Origin of the sequence: Pseudomonas sp. MCal1 (assembly GCF_026341415.1) — a bacterium.
GTDB lineage: Bacteria > Pseudomonadota > Gammaproteobacteria > Pseudomonadales > Pseudomonadaceae > Aquipseudomonas.
In genome coordinates this window covers 229841-245518 of sequence record NZ_JAKUMP010000008.1, presented here as the reverse complement: position 1 = coordinate 245518, position 15678 = coordinate 229841, and the positions used below count along the sequence as shown (strand labels likewise).

General features: G+C 62.6%; 15 protein-coding genes and 1 pseudogene. 10 read left to right on the top strand and 6 right to left on the bottom strand.

Going from position 1 to position 15678, the window contains the following annotated elements; all coding sequences use genetic code 11:
• Window positions 1-51: 51 nt before the first annotated feature.
• Complete coding sequence (locus MKZ87_RS15530; RefSeq protein WP_266201280.1) at window positions 52-678, top strand: DNA-3-methyladenine glycosylase family protein; 627 nt, start codon at window positions 52-54, stop codon at window positions 676-678.
• 60 nt (window positions 679-738) lie between these two features.
• On the opposite strand, the gene MKZ87_RS15525 is transcribed toward MKZ87_RS15530, so the two are convergent.
• The 4 genes from MKZ87_RS15525 to MKZ87_RS15510 all read right to left on the bottom strand — a co-directional run bounded on the left by MKZ87_RS15525 (window position 739) and on the right by MKZ87_RS15510 (window position 5490).
• Window positions 739-2133 (bottom strand): hypothetical protein, encoded by a 1395-nt coding sequence (locus tag MKZ87_RS15525; protein WP_266201269.1) that lies wholly within the window; start codon window positions 2131-2133, stop codon window positions 739-741.
• Between the two features lie 157 nt (window positions 2134-2290).
• Window positions 2291-3388, bottom strand: coding sequence for an extracellular solute-binding protein (locus MKZ87_RS15520; RefSeq protein WP_266201267.1), 1098 nt, complete (start codon window positions 3386-3388; stop codon window positions 2291-2293).
• Between the two features lie 2 nt (window positions 3389-3390).
• A complete protein-coding gene (gene aguA, locus MKZ87_RS15515) occupies window positions 3391-4506 on the bottom strand; it encodes an agmatine deiminase (RefSeq protein ID WP_085698794.1) in 1116 nt (371 codons plus the stop codon).
• A 99-nt stretch (window positions 4507-4605) separates the two neighbouring features.
• Window positions 4606-5490, bottom strand: coding sequence for a LysR substrate-binding domain-containing protein (locus MKZ87_RS15510; protein WP_266201266.1), 885 nt, complete (start codon window positions 5488-5490; stop codon window positions 4606-4608).
• 229 nt (window positions 5491-5719) lie between these two features.
• On the opposite strand from MKZ87_RS15510, the gene MKZ87_RS15505 reads away from it, so the two are divergent.
• The gene (locus MKZ87_RS15505; RefSeq protein WP_085698790.1) at window positions 5720-6208 is read left to right on the top strand and encodes a GFA family protein; all 489 of its coding nucleotides are present in this window, start codon (window positions 5720-5722) and stop codon (window positions 6206-6208) included.
• 33 nt (window positions 6209-6241) lie between these two features.
• Here MKZ87_RS15505 and glp read toward each other — a convergent pair whose 3' ends face one another.
• Complete coding sequence (glp, locus tag MKZ87_RS15500) at window positions 6242-7447, bottom strand: gephyrin-like molybdotransferase Glp (RefSeq protein WP_266201264.1); 1206 nt, start codon at window positions 7445-7447, stop codon at window positions 6242-6244.
• Window positions 7444-7983, bottom strand: a complete 540-nt coding sequence (moaB, locus tag MKZ87_RS15495; RefSeq protein WP_085698786.1) for a molybdenum cofactor biosynthesis protein B — start codon at window positions 7981-7983, stop codon at window positions 7444-7446. Before moaB ends, glp begins: the two co-directional genes overlap by 4 nt.
• 298 nt (window positions 7984-8281) lie before the next feature.
• Here moaB and MKZ87_RS15490 point away from each other — a divergent pair, with 298 nt between their 5' ends.
• The 8 genes and pseudogenes from MKZ87_RS15490 (at window position 8282) to MKZ87_RS15455 (ending at window position 15638) form a co-directional block, all read left to right on the top strand.
• Complete coding sequence (locus MKZ87_RS15490; RefSeq protein ID WP_085698784.1) at window positions 8282-9181, top strand: LysR family transcriptional regulator; 900 nt, start codon at window positions 8282-8284, stop codon at window positions 9179-9181.
• A gap of 108 nt (window positions 9182-9289) precedes the next feature.
• Complete coding sequence (gene fdhD, locus MKZ87_RS15485) at window positions 9290-10132, top strand: formate dehydrogenase accessory sulfurtransferase FdhD (protein ID WP_266201260.1); 843 nt, start codon at window positions 9290-9292, stop codon at window positions 10130-10132.
• Entirely contained in the window at window positions 10129-10614 is a 486-nt protein-coding gene (moaC, locus tag MKZ87_RS15480) for a cyclic pyranopterin monophosphate synthase MoaC (protein ID WP_085698780.1), read from the top strand. The genes fdhD and moaC overlap by 4 nt, the downstream gene beginning before the upstream one ends.
• Window positions 10611-10862, top strand: a complete 252-nt coding sequence (locus MKZ87_RS15475) for a MoaD/ThiS family protein (protein ID WP_085698778.1) — start codon at window positions 10611-10613, stop codon at window positions 10860-10862. The genes moaC and MKZ87_RS15475 overlap by 4 nt, the downstream gene beginning before the upstream one ends.
• Window positions 10861-11004 (top strand): annotated as a pseudogene (locus tag MKZ87_RS15470) (molybdenum cofactor biosynthesis protein MoaE); the annotation flags it as partial. The gene MKZ87_RS15475 and the pseudogene MKZ87_RS15470, both read left to right, overlap by 2 nt.
• A 71-nt stretch (window positions 11005-11075) precedes the next feature.
• On the top strand, window positions 11076-12422 hold the full coding sequence (chrA, locus tag MKZ87_RS15465; RefSeq protein ID WP_266201258.1) for a chromate efflux transporter: 1347 nt from the start codon (window positions 11076-11078) through the stop codon (window positions 12420-12422).
• A 423-nt stretch (window positions 12423-12845) separates the two neighbouring features.
• Window positions 12846-14210, top strand: a complete 1365-nt coding sequence (locus MKZ87_RS15460) for a glutamine synthetase family protein (protein ID WP_266201257.1) — start codon at window positions 12846-12848, stop codon at window positions 14208-14210.
• Window positions 14211-14354: 144 nt separating this feature from the next.
• Entirely contained in the window at window positions 14355-15638 is a 1284-nt protein-coding gene (locus MKZ87_RS15455) for an NAD(P)/FAD-dependent oxidoreductase (protein WP_266201256.1), read from the top strand.
• Window positions 15639-15678: the final 40 nt, after the last annotated feature.

Genomic DNA, 15678 nt, shown 5'->3' with positions numbered 1-15678 from the left:
CGACACTCACGCCTTCCCGGCTTTCAAATCAATGGATCACTGACGTTGCCGATACCCGATCCCTACCAACCGGCCAGCGCGTTTCTGGCCAGCCTCGACGCCGACTGGCAACGCCATATCGCTGCGGTCGGCCCATGTCTGCATCGGCCGCACCCGGCGCGTGATCCCTATGAATCGCTGGTGCGGGCCATCGCCTATCAGCAACTGCACGCCAAGGCCGGGGATGCAATTGTCGGTCGGCTGGTGGGGTTGTTTCCCGAACAGACGTTTCCACGTCCCGAGCAGATTCTGGCGACAGACTTCGAACGGCTGCGCAGTTGCGGGTTTTCGGCGGGCAAGATTGCGACGATTCAGGGGATTGCTCAGGCGACCCTGGACGGCGTGGTGCCGGATTACGCCACGGCGCTGGTGATGGAGGATGAAGCGCTGATCGAGCGTTTGGTCAGCCTGCGCGGGGTTGGGCGCTGGACGGTAGAAATGCTGTTGATCTACAGCCTGGAGCGAACGGATATTCTGCCGGCCGATGACTTTGGCGTGCGCGAGGGCTATCGGCGATTGAAGGGGCTGGAGGTGCAGCCGACGCGCAAGCAGATGATCGATATCGGGTTGGCGTGGCGCCCGTTTCGCACAGTGGCGGCCTGGTATTTGTGGCGGGTGCCAAAAGCGGTTTCAGCCTGATCCTCCCGAAATCTCGGGAAGGCTGGACAAGCGTATTCAGGTGCAATCCCCCGCCAGTTCTTACGGGAAAATCATTTTTATCTCCTTGTCCGAGTAGCTGTAGTTCCAACGCAACTCGGTTCCTGCCGGAATATCCTGTGAGGCAAACATCGCGTTCAGGACGTATGGCCGGTTGACCAGCCGGTCACCGATCAGAATGTCCGCTTCGACCTTGAAACCGACGGTCTGAACGTTGTAGCCGTCCGGCGATTGACGAACCGGCTTGCCCGAGGCGTCGTATTCAAAGTTCGTATTGATTCGCGAAATGATGTTGTCACCGATGACCACTACCGGCTCTTCAATGAACTTGCCCGGTCCGTAACGCAAGTACACGCCCGCCAGCATGGTGAATGTCTGCTCTTCGCGCCTTATCAGGCGCAGCGGACTGAGTGTTCCGCCATAAAGGCCCAGCGCTTCGCCTTTGGCGATGCGCCGGTTGGCGACCACCATGTTTTGTCCGATGAGGGCTTTTTCGCCCGGGACCTTCACGTCGGCCTCGGTAAAAATGCGCAGTTCGAGATTTTCTTCATAGAGCCTGGCCACGTTTTCATAGCCTTCAAACTGGATGTAAGGCTTGATCGGCCCCGAGCGAAACCGCTCACCCGTGGTCAGGGTGGCCAGGGTTTCCAGTTTGCGGATCCGCACCGGCCTGCCAAAGGTATCGCGCAACGGGTATTTACCATTGTTGGCGCGGTCGTAGGTACCGAGGTGATTTCCCCGCAACGAATAGCAAACCTCCTGGCGCATGGTGTCGAGTTCCTTTTCGGTGAAGGGCTTGATCGGCATGGATTCCGAAGCCAGCTCGAACTCGTCATCGGAAGAGTCATGGCGCGGCCGTCCTTCATCGCCCTCCGGGCGAGACACGTTTTCCAGCGTCGCGTCGGCATCAGTGCGCGGATCGGGGATGCGGTAGCGCTCCGTGGCAAACTCCTCAAGCGGGTGCCAGACCCGGCCGTCGCTGTCGCGCTTCAGAACCGGGCCGGAGGGGTGGGTTTCGCTGGGCAGTCTGGCCCGGAACAGACCGGTCTGCGGATCGGCGCCCACCAGGACAATGCCCTGTCCTGGCAATTCGGCAAACTGACGCCCCTTGAAAGACCTGAAGCCTTCGGCATCGATGTCGGTCAGCCGGCCTGCTGCCGGGACGTGATACGCGTCCAACGATCGTTGACCTAGCTCGGGGCCCGGGCCGGAATCGATGACTGGCATTGCATCGCGCAAGCTGACCGATGGCACCGGGCTGACTCGCCCTCCACCACTGACATTCGGCGTGCTGACGACATCGGGGTGCACATGCGGCGCGGGCGGGGTAACAGAGACCCCGGGCCTGATGGCCGGGCCCGGCGTAGCGGCATCGAGGGAAGGTTTCAGGTGTACATCACCCGGGCCGTTGCCCTTGGTTGGCGGTTTGATTGGCATGTTTTCTTCCTTGAATGATGGACATCTCAGAGCCTGATATCAGCAACTGACAGGGCGTCCGGCGTCATTGCCGGTTCAAATCCATGGCGAAAAACCTATCAGACTGCCCGCAGCACACCCACGCCCAAACCGCTTCAAGATGATTCCAGGCGTCTGCTCACAACCCTGATTTCAATCGGCTGAAAGCCCGGATCAACGCCCGGTTGAACGCCTTGCCATTGTCGTTCTTGCTGTACAGCGAAGCCTTCACCGCCGCCGGCGGATAAGTCCCCGGATCGTTGCGAATCGCCGGATTGACCAAGCCGTCCGCTGCCGTGATCGCGTTGGCGTAGTGAATGGTGTCAGTAATCGGCGCAATCACTTCAGGCGTCATCAAGTAATCCATCAGTGCCAGCCCGGCCTCCGGATGCGGTGCATCCTTGGGAATGACCATGGCATCGAACCAGATCAGCGTGCCCTCCTTCGGGATCCGGTAATTCAACTTGAACGGTTTTTTCGCTGCTTCAGCCTGGCCAGCCGCGATGGCGACGTTGCCGTTCCACGACATCGCCACGCAGGTGTTGCCGTTGGCCAGGTCGCTGATGTTCAGGTCGTTGTCGAAGTAGCGGATGTACGGGCGGATCTTCGCCAGTTGCTGCTCGGCGAGTTTCAGGTCATCCAGACTCTGGCGGTTGATGTCCAGACCCATGTACTTCATGACCGCGGCGAACACTTCGTTCGGATCATTGAGCAGGCTCACTCCGCAATCGGCGAATTTCGACACCACTGCCGGATCGAACAGCATCGCCCAGCTATCCCTCGGCGCGTCCGGCAGACGCTGCTTCACGGCCTCTTCCTGATAGCCGACACCGGTGGTGCCCCAGGCGTAGATGCCGGCGTAGCGGTTGCCCGGATCGAACACCGCCATGTGTTGACGGAACTCATCGCCGACCCCGGCAAAGTGCGGGAGCTGCTGCTTGTTCAAGGTCTGGATCGCGCCGCTCTCGATAGCCCGTGACAAGTGCTGGCCGGCGGTCAGCACCAGGTCGTAGCCACTGCGGCCGGTGAGCAGTTTGGTCTCGACGGTTTCCAGCGAATCGAAGTGATCGGCGACCACCCGAATCCCGGTTTTCGCCTCGAAATTCTTCAGGGTATCGGGGGCCAGATACTCGCCCCAGATGTACAGGTTGACCACCGGCTTCGCCGTTTCGGCGGCCTGCACACACAGGGGTGCAAGCACCAGCAATAACGCTTTACTCAGGTTGTGCAGGCCCATGCTCAGGCTCCTCTTTTCTGGCCGGCGTATTGCGGCATGGTGATGCACGCGACGTTACCGCCACCGAGCAGGATTTCCCGGGAGTTTTCGATGCCGACGATCTTGTGCTGCGGGAACAGTTCGGCGAGGGTTGCCAGCGCCACCTGATCGTTGCGATCACCGAACAGCGGAACCACGATCGAACTGTTGCCTGCGTAATAGTTGATGTACGACGCACAGATTCTGGTGCCGGCCTGGCGGGTGTGAGTGCTGTCCTGCTGATCGAGGCCTTCTGCTTCTTCGGCGGTCCACTCCAGCACATCCGGTTGCGGCAGTTTGTGCACGATCAGCTCGCGGCCCCGGCTGTCGCGGGTGCTGCGCAGGATGTCGTAGGCCTCCTGATAGATTTCCCATTGTGGGTCGTCGCGGTTGTCGGTCCATTGCAGCACCACTTCGCCGGGGCGCACGAAGCACGCGAGGTCGTCGACATGGCCGTCGGTTTCGTCGAACTTGCAACCGCGCGGCAGCCAGATCACTTGCTCGGCGCCGAGATAGTCGGTCAGGCGGCGGGTCACCTCGTCCTTGCCCAGGTGCTGGTTGCGATTGCGATTGAGCAGGCATTGCTCGGTGGTGAGGAGGCTGCCTTGGCCGTCGCTCTGAATGCCGCCAAGTTCGGCAATCAACGGCGCGCGATAACGATCGAAGCGTTCGATCTCGAGGATCTTGCTGGCGATCTGATCGTCCTTGTCCCACGGGTAGTAGAGCCCGCCATCGAGGCCGCCGTAGGCGTTGAATTCGAAGTCGACACCACGCACTTCACCGCTCTGGTCATTGACCACAAAGCACGGGCCACTGTCGCGGAACCAGGTGTCGTTGCAGGTCATCTCCACCACCCGCACCTGCGGCGGCAACTGGCGGCGGGCGGTGGCGAACTGGGCCGCCGAGGCGCACACCGTCACCGGTTCGCTGTGGGAGATCGCCGTCACGATCTGCACCCAGACTTTCTGCGCAGGCTTGGCGCCGTTGCGCCAGACATCGGTGCGCTCCGGCCAGCCGAGCCAGCAACCGGACTTGGCTTCAAACTCGCCGGGCAGACGGAAACCGTCCTGTTTCGGGGTGGTGTCGAGCAAACGTGCCATGGTCAAACCTCGTCATCGGGATGGGAATGACCTCAGGCTACGGTCGCGGGCCGTCACGTCGCCAACGATGATTATTTCGGAACAGTTGAATTCAACTCATCAATCCGCCAGCTGTTCGTTGAACCATTCCAGCATCTGGGCCACCGCCGGACGCTCCAGCCGCACCCGCTCGCAAACCAGCGCGTATTGGCCCAGCGCGGTCATGCTGGAGGTGAACGGTCGCACCAGACGCCCGTTCTGCAAGTCTTCCTGCGCCGTGAGATTGTCGCCCATCGCCACGCCCTGCCCTTGTGCCGCCGCCTCCAGCGCCAGCCCGGCGTGGGCGAAATACAACTGGCGCTCCGGACGCAAGTCGCCGGCATGGCTGGTGAGCCACGCGGTCCAGGTCTTGCCGTCCTGATCGTCATGCAGCAGGCAATGGCGGGCCAGGTCCTTCGGGGTTTTCAGAGTGCCCTGGTTGAACAGGCCAGGGCTGCACACCGGGAAGAACTGCAACGCCGGCAACGGGCGGACGAAGTACGCGCTGCTGTCCACCGGGCCGGTGCCGTAGGTGATCGCCAGATCGATGTCTTCGCCGGGCGCGGTGGCGTCGATCGGCTGTTCGTAAAGATGCAAGGTGATGTGCGGATAACGCGCGTAGAAATCGGTGAGACGGTTCATCAGCCACTTCTGCGCAAGCTCCGCCGTGACCGCCAGCCGCAACACGGCGAGCGAGGACGGATCGCGCAATTCATCGCAGGCATCGCCGATCAGTTCGAAGGCCTGTTGCAGACTCTGCATCAAGCGCCCGGCGGCGATGGTCGGGCGAATCTGCCGGCCTTCGCGGATGAACAGCGACACGCCCAGTTGCTCTTCGAGTTGGCGGATCTGGTGGCTGACGGCGCTGTCGGTGACGCACAGTTCGGCGGCGGCACGGCCGAAATGCGCGTGGCGGGCGGCGCATTCGAAGGTCCGCAGGGCGGCCAGGGAAGGTAGTCGGCGCATGGGTTGGGGTCCCTTTTTTTGCGGACATGCTGACCTTCGGATTCGTGGGCGTCCAGTTGTACCGCTTTATCGTTCATCGCGAGCAAGCTCGCTCCCACAGGTTTTGCGGTGTGCCCTCAATCTTTCAAACTCTGAATAACCCTGTGGGAGCTTGCTCGCGATAGCGGCGGCACAGGCGCGACATCTCTTCTAGGCTGAACCGCACCGACAAAAAATCCGGAGGCCACTCATGCACCTCGAAGGCTCCTGCCACTGCGGCGCGGTTTCATTCACCCTCGACAGCGCCCACCCCTACCCTTATCAACGCTGCTACTGCTCGATCTGCCGCAAGACCCAGGGCGGTGGCGGCTTTGCCATCAACCTCGGCGGCGACGCGGCCAGCCTCAAGGTGCGCGGGCGCAAACACATCACGATTTACCACGCGAAAATGAAAGACGAAGGCGATGCCCGCGCCCACCGCAGCACCGCCGAACGGCACTTCTGCTCGCTGTGCGGCAGCGGTCTATGGCTGTTCAGCCCGGAGTGGCCGGAGCTGATCCACCCGTTCGCCTCGGCCATCGACACGCCATTGCCGGTACCGCCGGAACACACTCATCTGATGCTCGGCTCGAAAGCGCCGTGGGTCGAAGTGCAGGCCAGCGCGAAGGATCAGCAATTCGAGGTCTACCCGGAAGAATCCATCGCCCAGTGGCACGAACGACTGAAATTGACCCGATAGCCGCCCCAGTCTTCGACAGATTGTTGATCGCGCTCAGAACAGCTCGCTGAAAGGAATGAAACGCAACGGATCACCCATCTGCAAGGTGCTGTTTTCGGGGATTTCCACCAGTCCGTCGGCCCAGGTTGCGCCGAGCAAAACCCCGGAACTCTGGTTCGGATACAGCGCCGCCCGCCCGCCTTCCAGACGCACCCGCAGGTATTCGCGGCGGCTGCCGGGTTTCGGCCAGTCGAAGCCGGCGTTGACCGTGAAGCTCAGCGGCATCACCTCCTCCACGCCTTGAATGCGCAGCAGATACGGGCGCGCCAGCAGGCCGAAGGTCACCAGTGCCGAAGTCGGATTGCCCGGCAAACCGATCACCGGCACCGTGCCGAAATGGCCGACCGTCAGCGGTTTGCCAGGTTTGATCGCCAGTTTCCACAGCAGCGGTTTGCCGTTGTCGCGCAGCACCTGGCCGAGGCAATCGGCGTCACCGGCAGATACGCCGCCGGTGGTCAGAATCAAATCGGCCGCCACTTGCAGTTGCTCGAGTTTGAGCCGGGTCTGCGCCGGGCGATCGGGAAGAATGCCGGCGTCGATCACTTCGCAACCCAGTTCGCGCAACCAGTGGTCGAGCAAGGTGCGGTTGCTGTTGTAGAGGCTGCCGGGACGCAGCGGCTGCCCCGGCTCCACCAGCTCATCACCGGTCGACAGCAATGCCACGCGCGGGCGACGCACCAGCGGCAGATGAGTCATGCCCTGCCCCGCGGCGACAGCCAGTTCGAACGGGCCGAGGCGTTTGCCGGCGCGCAGCAGGGTGTCGCCAACGCGATTTTCCTGGCCTTGGGCGCGGATGTTCTGACCGGCCTTCAGCGGTTGCAGGAAACGTACGCGGCCGTCTTCCAGCACCTCGACGTTTTCCTGCATCTCCACGCAATTGGCGCCATTGGGCAACGGCGCGCCGGTGAAGATTCGTGCGCAGGTGCCAGGCAACAGGGTGTCCGGCGCCAGCCCGGCGTAGACCCGCTGCGACACGCTCAACGGCTGGCGATGCAGGTCGGCGAGGTTCAACGCGTAGCCGTCCATGGCACTGTTCGGCCATGGCGGCAGGTCGAGGGTGGCGACCAGATCGCTGGCCAGCGCACGTCCGCGCGCGTCATTGAGCGGCACGGATTCGCTGTCCGGCAGGCGTCGTTCATCGGCCATCGCCAACAGTTGGTCGAGCGCCTCCTCGACCGGCATCAATCCCGGCTTGCTCATCCGCGCGGCCCGCAGGCTTGCACCGGTTTGAGGTGCGGAACGAAGTTGCAGGGGCGGTGACGGTTATCCAGCTGTTCGGCGAGGATGCCTTCCCACGCGGTGCGGCACGCGCCGGTGGAGCCCGGCAGGCAGCACACCAGCGTGCCGTTGGACAGCCCGGCCAGCGCACGGCTTTGCACGGTCGAGGTGCCGATGTCGAGAATCGAGATGGCGCGAAACAGCTCGCCGAAGCCGTCGATCTGCTTGTCCAGCAGGCAAGCCACGGCTTCCGGGGTGCTGTCACGCCCCGTGAAACCGGTGCCGCCGGTGATCAGCACCACTTGAATGGTGTCGTCGGCGATCCACTGCGCAACCTGGGCGCGGATTTTGTACAGGTCGTCCTTGAGCAGGTTGCGTTCACTCAAGGTGTGGCCGGCTTCCAGCAGGCGGCTGACCAGCAACTGGCCGGAGGTGTCGCTGGCGTAGTCGCGGGTATCGCTGACCGTCAGTACGGCAATATTCAGGGGAAGGAACAAGGCATCCGATTTAACACTCATGGCACTCTCCGACCGTCGTCAACTCAATGGATGACGAGCCTAAGTGCCGCTTGTGAGGACTGTCTAATCACTCTGGCCAACCACACTATCGACCTGCTCTATCGGTGATTTTTTTCAGCACTTCATTCCCTGTCCGGCCCAATCAAACCGGGCGTCATCGAAGCCCTCGATAAGCTCTTAAACACGGCCGATTGGACGAAAAAAGCCGTCGATGGGATCGTCGCTCCCTGCGCTTTCCGTGCGCCGTACGCATCTGCGTCAATACTCAATCAAAATTCCTTATCGAGCAGGTGCCGTCGTGGACATCAAACAACTCAAGTTCCTGATCGCGCTGGACGAAACCCGCCACTTCGGCCAGGCCGCCGCGCGCTGTCACATCACTCAGCCGACCCTGTCGATGCGCCTGCGCAACCTGGAAGACGAGCTGGATCTGGTGCTGGTCAATCGCGGTCAGCGCTTCGAAGGTTTCACCCAGGCCGGCGAACGCGTACTGGCCTGGGCCCGCACGCTGCTGGCGGCCCACGACGGGTTGTTCGCCGAAGCCGCCGCCTGCCGGGGGCAACTGGTCGGTAGCCTGCGTCTGGGTCTGGTGCCGCTGAGCAACTTCAATCCGGTCAATTACATTCAGGGTTTGTCCGGGACTTATCCGGAGCTGAAATACAGCCTGTCGTCGCTGAGTTCGGACGAGATCATCGAAGGCCTGGGCAACAATCAGCTGGATTTGGGCGTGTGTTATCTGGACCACGTCAACCCGAACTATTTCGACTTTTTCGAGATTGGCGAAACCCGCGTCGGCCTGCTCTACGACACCCGCCACTTCCATTTCGAAGGCCCGGAAATGAGCTGGGAAGACGCCGCCGAACTGCCGCTGGGAATGATCACCACCGGCATGCACTACCGCAAATCCATCGACCTGAGTTTTCGCAGTCGCGGGCTGAATCCACAGCCGATCATGGAAAGCGATTCGACCTATCAGCTGTTGCAGGCGATTCACCAGGGTTTCTGCTGCTCGATCATGCCGCTGGACAGCGGTCTGCAAGAGCCGATCGAACACCTGGCTTTCATCAATCTGCCGGACGCCAGCGTGCTCGCGCCGCTGGGGCTGGTGATGCGCAAGACCGAACCGCGTTCGGCGATTGCCGAGAAGTGTTTTGCCGAGGCGCGCAAGATGTTCGGGATCGAGGCGCCTGCCGATTAACGCCTCCAGTGATCGACCAATCCAATCACTGCATCGGAACAAGCGATTGGACGCCTTTTTCCCTGCCCCGTAGCCTGAAACCACTTCAGCGCTTCGGGGACTTTCAGGATGCTGTGCCAAGTTGAACTACCCATCGAACCGGGCGACGCCAACGCCCCCGCGCCCCAACCGGCGCAAGTGGCGTACCGCGAATACCTCGACGACGCGTCGGTATCCCACGCGGCACTGGCGGCCGAAATCGCACTGGCCATCAGCTACAACGGCCTGAATCAAGCCGTGATGATGGTCTCGCCAGGCAACATCGAGGACTTCATTCGCGGCTTCAGCCTGAGCAATGCGATCGTCGACCGCCTCGACGATATCCATGACATTCGCCTGACCCACTTCGACCAGGCCTGCCAGGCCGACGTGCAGATTTCCAGCCGTGCATTCTGGGCCCTGAAGGATCACCGGCGGCAGATGGCAGGCACCAGCGGCTGCGGCCTCTGCGGCGTGGAAGCCCTGGAGCAGGCGCTGCCGCAACTGGAAATCCTGCCCCCGACACCGCTGCCACCGGCCGTGCATTTCGACGGTATCCGCCAGCGCATCGAACAGGCCCAGCAACTGGCCCGCAGCAGCGGTGCCCTGCACGCGGCGTTGTACTTCGACGCCGCTGGCGAAGCGCTGCTGTGTCGCGAAGACATCGGCCGCCACAACGCCCTCGACAAGCTGATTGGCGCCCTGCAATTCGAAGGCCTCGATGCGCGTCAGGGCTTCGTCGTGGTCACCAGCCGTTGCAGCCTCGAGCTGATCCACAAAGCCGTGCGCGCTCGCCTCGGCACCCTCGTCAGCCTGTCCGCCCCGACTGCGCTGACCGTGCGCTGGGCGCTCAAGCACCGCTTGAACCTGATCCACGTCCCGCACCGCAACGCCCCGCGAATCTACAGCCCGATCCAGGAGCCCACCCCATGAGCGACACCCTCACCCACCTCGATGATCAGGGCCGCGCCAACATGGTCGACGTCAGCGACAAAGCGGCGACCCGCCGCGAAGCCACCGCGCAAGCCTGGGTGCAGATGCGCCCCGAAACCCTGCAAATGATCCAGTCCAACGGCCACCCCAAGGGCGACGTGTTCGCCGTGGCGCGGATCGCCGGGATTCAGGCGGCCAAGCGCACCCACGAGTTGATTCCGCTGTGTCATGCGCTGCTGCTCAGTTCGATCCACGTCGAGCTCAAGGCCTGCGAACCGGACCGCGTGCAGATCACCAGCACCTGCCGCCTCACCGGCCAGACCGGCGTCGAGCTCGAAGCCCTGACCGCCGCCAGCGTTGCCGCGCTGACGATCTACGACATGTGCAAAGCGGTAGACCGGGCGATGGTCATCGGCGACATCCGTCTGCTGAGCAAACAGGGCGGCCGCTCCGGCCACTTTCAATGGGAGAACCCGCAATGATTCTGATCAACTACTTCGCCAGCTACCGTGACCGCCTCAATCTGGGCGGTGAAAAAATCCCGGCCAGCGACACCCTCATTTGTGTCGAGGACGTGCGGCAAATGCTGATGCAGCGCGGCGATCTGTGGCGGGAAGTGCTCGGCGCCGGCAACCTGATGTGCGCGGTCAATCAGGAGCTGTGCCAGCCGGATCAGGCGATCGAGGATTTCGACGAAATTGCGTTTTTCCCACCGGTTACGGGGGGTTGAGGCATGGGCGTTCATCATGGATGTGCTGAAGACCCGTGCGCCGCTCTGGAAGCGTGAGACTACGCCGCAGGGTTCACATTGGGTCGAGGCGCGGCAGAGTGATCAGAATGCGGCGGCTCGCTGGAGTTTGGCGCATGCCTGACGGGTCACTGTCGGCTGCAACAAAAGCCTGATTAGATAGCGGCTCCTGCCAACTCGACCGTGGAGCCGCATTTGAGCACAACGCCCCCCGAGGACTTGCCCCGCCCCCAGCCTGTCAGCCTGCGTCAGGCCTGGCCTTTCTGGCTCAAACTCGGCTGCATCGGCTTCGGCGGCCCCGCCGGGCAGATCGCGATCATGCATCAGGAACTGGTAGAGCGCCGGCGCTGGATCTCCGAGCGGCGCTTCCTGCACGCACTCAATTACTGCATGTTGCTGCCCGGCCCCGAGGCCCAGCAACTGGCGACCTATATCGGCTGGCTGCTGCATCGAAGCCGTGGCGGCGTGCTGGCCGGGGCGCTGTTTGTGCTGCCTTCGCTGCTGATCCTGATTGCCCTGTCCTGGGTGTACATCGCGTTTGGCGACGTGCCGGCGGTGGCCGGGGTGTTTTACGGGATCAAACCGGCGGTGACCGCGATCGTGCTGCACGCGGCCCATCGCATCGGTTCGCGAGCCTTGAAAAACAGCTGGCTGTGGGCGATTGCCGGAGCGGCGTTCGTGGCGATCTTCGCCTTCAACGTGCCGTTTCCGCTGATCGTGCTCGGCGCAGCGTTGATCGGTTATGTCGGCGGACGCTGGGCCCCGCAGCGCTTCAGCAACGGCGGTCATCGTGGTAGCGAAAAATCCTTCGGCCCGGCGCTGATCGATGACGACACAGCCCCGCCCGAGCATGTGCGGTTCAGCCTGCCGCGACTGTTGCGTCTGGTACTGATCGGCGCGCTGCTGTGGTGCCTGCCGATGGCGTTGCTGACCGCGCTGTTCGGCTGGAACGGCACCTTCACGCAGATGGGCTGGTTCTTCACCAAAGCGGCGCTGCTCACCTTCGGTGGCGCTTACGCCGTGCTGCCTTACGTGTACCAGGGCGCGGTGGGGCATTACGGCTGGCTGACGCCGACGCAGATGATCGACGGCCTGGCGCTGGGCGAAACCACGCCGGGGCCGCTGATCATGGTGGTCGCGTTTGTCGGGTTCGTCGGCGTTTACGTGCAGCCGACGTTCGGCCCGCAACACGCGTTCGCCGCCGGTGCACTGGCCGCGACGCTGGTGACCTGGTTCACCTTCCTGCCTTCGTTCCTGTTCATCCTCGCCGGCGGGCCACTGGTGGAGTCGACCCACAACGAACTGAAATTCACCGCACCGCTGACCGCGATCACGGCAGCGGTGGTCGGGGTGATCCTGAATCTGGCGTGTTTCTTTGCTTACCACGTGTTCTTTCCCAAGGGTTTTGCCGCACAGCCTGATTTTTTTGCGCTGTTACTTGCGCTCGGCGCCACCCTCGCGCTGTTTGTTTTCAAGCGCGGCGTGATCGAGGTGTTGATCGTTTGCGCCCTCGTCGGGCTGGGGTTTCATCTGTTGCGCTGAGCCGGCGACTTGCCGCCCGCGTCGGAATCAGGCGTTTACTTATCCCGGACTTCCCCCTTACTATCCAGCCACACCGGCATGGCGGGACACTCCCGCCGCCGACGTTTTCCGCCAACGGAAACACGCGTCATGAGCACGTCACTACAACAATCGGAATCGTTGAACGTCTCTGCACTGTGCGCCCTCCTTCACAGGGGCCGCGCATGAATCGCATCGTCAATCTCCCCATGGCCCTGAGCCGTTCCAAGCTGCGTCACTCCGCACGCCCGCCGGATATCTGCCTGCACGTCTGATCGCGCCGCTAAAAATCGCGACAGCTTCCCCTCTTTTTTCGATATCCCTGCCAGGACGCCCGAGCCTTTTGCCGCGCTGCGTCCGGCCCGAATCTGCGCGCCTGTGCGGCGCCATCGTGAGTGATTGATTATGAAATTCGCAGCCATTGAAGACGCCCGTAAATTCCTCAAGCAGAACCCCGACATCGACATGATCGAGCTGTTCATCCTCGACGCCAACGGCGTGCCCCGCGGCAAGCTGTTGCACCGCGAAGAACTGCTCGCGGTGTACGAAAGTGGCCGCCCGCTGCCAAGCACCATTCTCGGCCTGACCGTGCACGGCGAAGACGTGGAAAACTCCGGTCTGGTGTGGGACGTCGGCGACATCGATTGCCGCGCCTACCCGCTGGAAGGCAGTCTGGTGCGGCTGCCGTGGCGGCAGATTCCGACTGCGGCGGTGCAGGTCAGCATGCACCCGGAACAAGGCATGCCGGCGAGCATCGCCGACCCGCGTCATCTGTTGATCAAGGTCATCGACCGCTTGAAGGCCGAGGGTTACCACCCGGTGATGGCCTGCGAGCTGGAGTTCTACCTGCTCGACGCCAAACGCGATCTCAACGGTCGCCCGCAACCGGCGCTGGATGCCGACGGTGGTCGACCGAGACACACCCAGGTCTACGGTTTGCGTGAGTTGGAGCAGATCGAACCGTTCCTCGCCGACCTCTACAGTGCCTGCAAGCTGCACGGCATTCCGGCACGCACGGCGATCTCGGAATACGCGCCGGGCCAGGTGGAAATCACCCTCGAACACGGCGATGCGCTGGAGGCGATGGACCAGGCCGTGCGCTACAAACGGCTGGTCAAGGCCGTGGCGCACAAGCACGGGATGCAGGCGACCTTTATGGCCAAGCCGTTCGATCACCTGGCCGGCACCGGCATGCACATGCACGTCAGCCTCGCCGATGCCGAGGGACGCAATCTGTTTGCCTCCGAAGACCCGGCCGGCACCCCGCTGCTGCGCACGGCGATTGGCGGGATGCTCGCCTCGCTGCTCGATTCGCTGCTGCTGTTCTGCCCCAACGCCAACTCCTACCGCCGTTTCCAGGCCAACAGCTACGCGCCACTGGCGCCGACCTGGGGCGTCGACAACCGCACCGTCAGCCTGCGTGTGCCCGGCGGCCCGGCCCACACCCGGCACATCGAACACCGCATCTGCGGCGCCGATGCCAACCCGTATCTGGCAGCGGCCGCGATCCTGGCAGGCATTCATCGCGGCATAAAAGAAGACATCGATCCGGGTGAGCCGGTGGAGGGCAACGGTTACGCGCAGGCGAAAGAACTGCTGCCGACCGACTGGCTGACCTCGCTCACGGCATTGGAAAATTCGGCGTGGGCACGGGATGCGCTGGGGCAGGAATTCCTCGGGGTGTATCTGGCAGTCAAACGGGCGGAGTACCGGCAGTTCATGGCCGAAGTGGGTGAGCAGGACTGGCGCTGGTACCTCACAGAAGCCTGATTAATCACTCCGCCCCTTGTGGGAGCGAGCTTGCTCGCGAAAGCGTCGTCACATTCAACATTTCAGGTGACTGACACAACGCTTTTCGCGAGCAAGCTCGCTCCCACAAGGTCCGTGCACCGAATCCCGAATCTGGACACTGAAATGACTGAACGCAGCAATTCCTACTACACCGCGACCCTCAACCGCGACACCGACTACCCGACCCTGCAAGGCCGGCACAAGGTCGATGTGGTAATCATCGGCGGCGGTTTCACCGGCGTCGCCACGGCTGTCGAGCTGGCGGAAAAAGGCCTGAAAGTCGCCATCGTCGAAAGCCACAAGATCGGCTGGGGCGCCACCGGGCGCAATGGCGGTCAGGTCACCGGCAGCCTGTCCGGCGACGGCGCGATGCGCAAACAGATGCGCAACACCTTGGGCGATGAGGTCGACGACTTCATCTGGCACCTGCGCTGGCGCGGCCACGAAATCATCCAGCAACGGGTCGAAAAATACGGCATCGATTGCGACCTCAAGCACGGTCATTTGCATGCGGCGTACAAGCCGAGCCACATGGACGGCTTGCGCAGCGACTACGACGAAGCCGTGCGTCGCGGCATGGGTGATGAGGTCAGCCTGCTCGACCGCAGCCAGGTGCGTGACCTGCTGCAAAGCGACCTCTATCACGGCGCAATCAAGAACACCCGCAACATGCACCTGCACCCGCTCAACCTGTGCATCGGTGAAGCGCGGGCGGCGGAAAGCCTTGGCGCGCTGATCTTCGAAAACAGTGAAGTGCTGGAGATCATCCACGGCGTCAGCCCCGGCGTACGCACCGCTCACGGGCAGATCGACGCCAATCAGGTCCTGCTGGCCGGCGACGTCTACCACAAGCTCGAACCGGGCCAGCTCAAGGGCAAGATCTTCCCGGCCATGGGCGGCATCGTCACCACCGAACCGCTGGGGGATCTGGCCAAGCAGATCAACCCCGAAGACCTCGCCGTTTACGACTGCCGCTTCGTCCTCGACTACTACCGCCTCACCGCCGACGGTCGCCTGTTGTTCGGCGGCGGCGCCAACTACAGCGGCAAGGACTCACGGGACATCGCCGGCGAACTGCGGCCGTGCATCGAACAGACCTTCCCGGCGCTCAAAGGGGTGAAGATCGACTACCAGTGGAGTTGCGCGATGGGCATCGTCATCAACCGCATCCCGCAACTGGGCAAGCTCTCGGACAACGTCTGGTATTGCCAGGGCTACTCCGGCCACGGCATCGCCACAACCCACATCATGGGCGAGATCATGAGCCGGGCGATCACCGGGCAGATGCAGCAGTTCGACACGTTTGCCGCGTGCTCGCACATTCGCGTGCCGATGGGCGATCTGCTGGGCAATCCGATGCTGGCGGCGGGCATGTGGTACTACCAGATGCTGGAAAAACTGCGCTGACCGAAAAGGCCCCATCGCCAGTGATGGGGCCTTTTTTTGC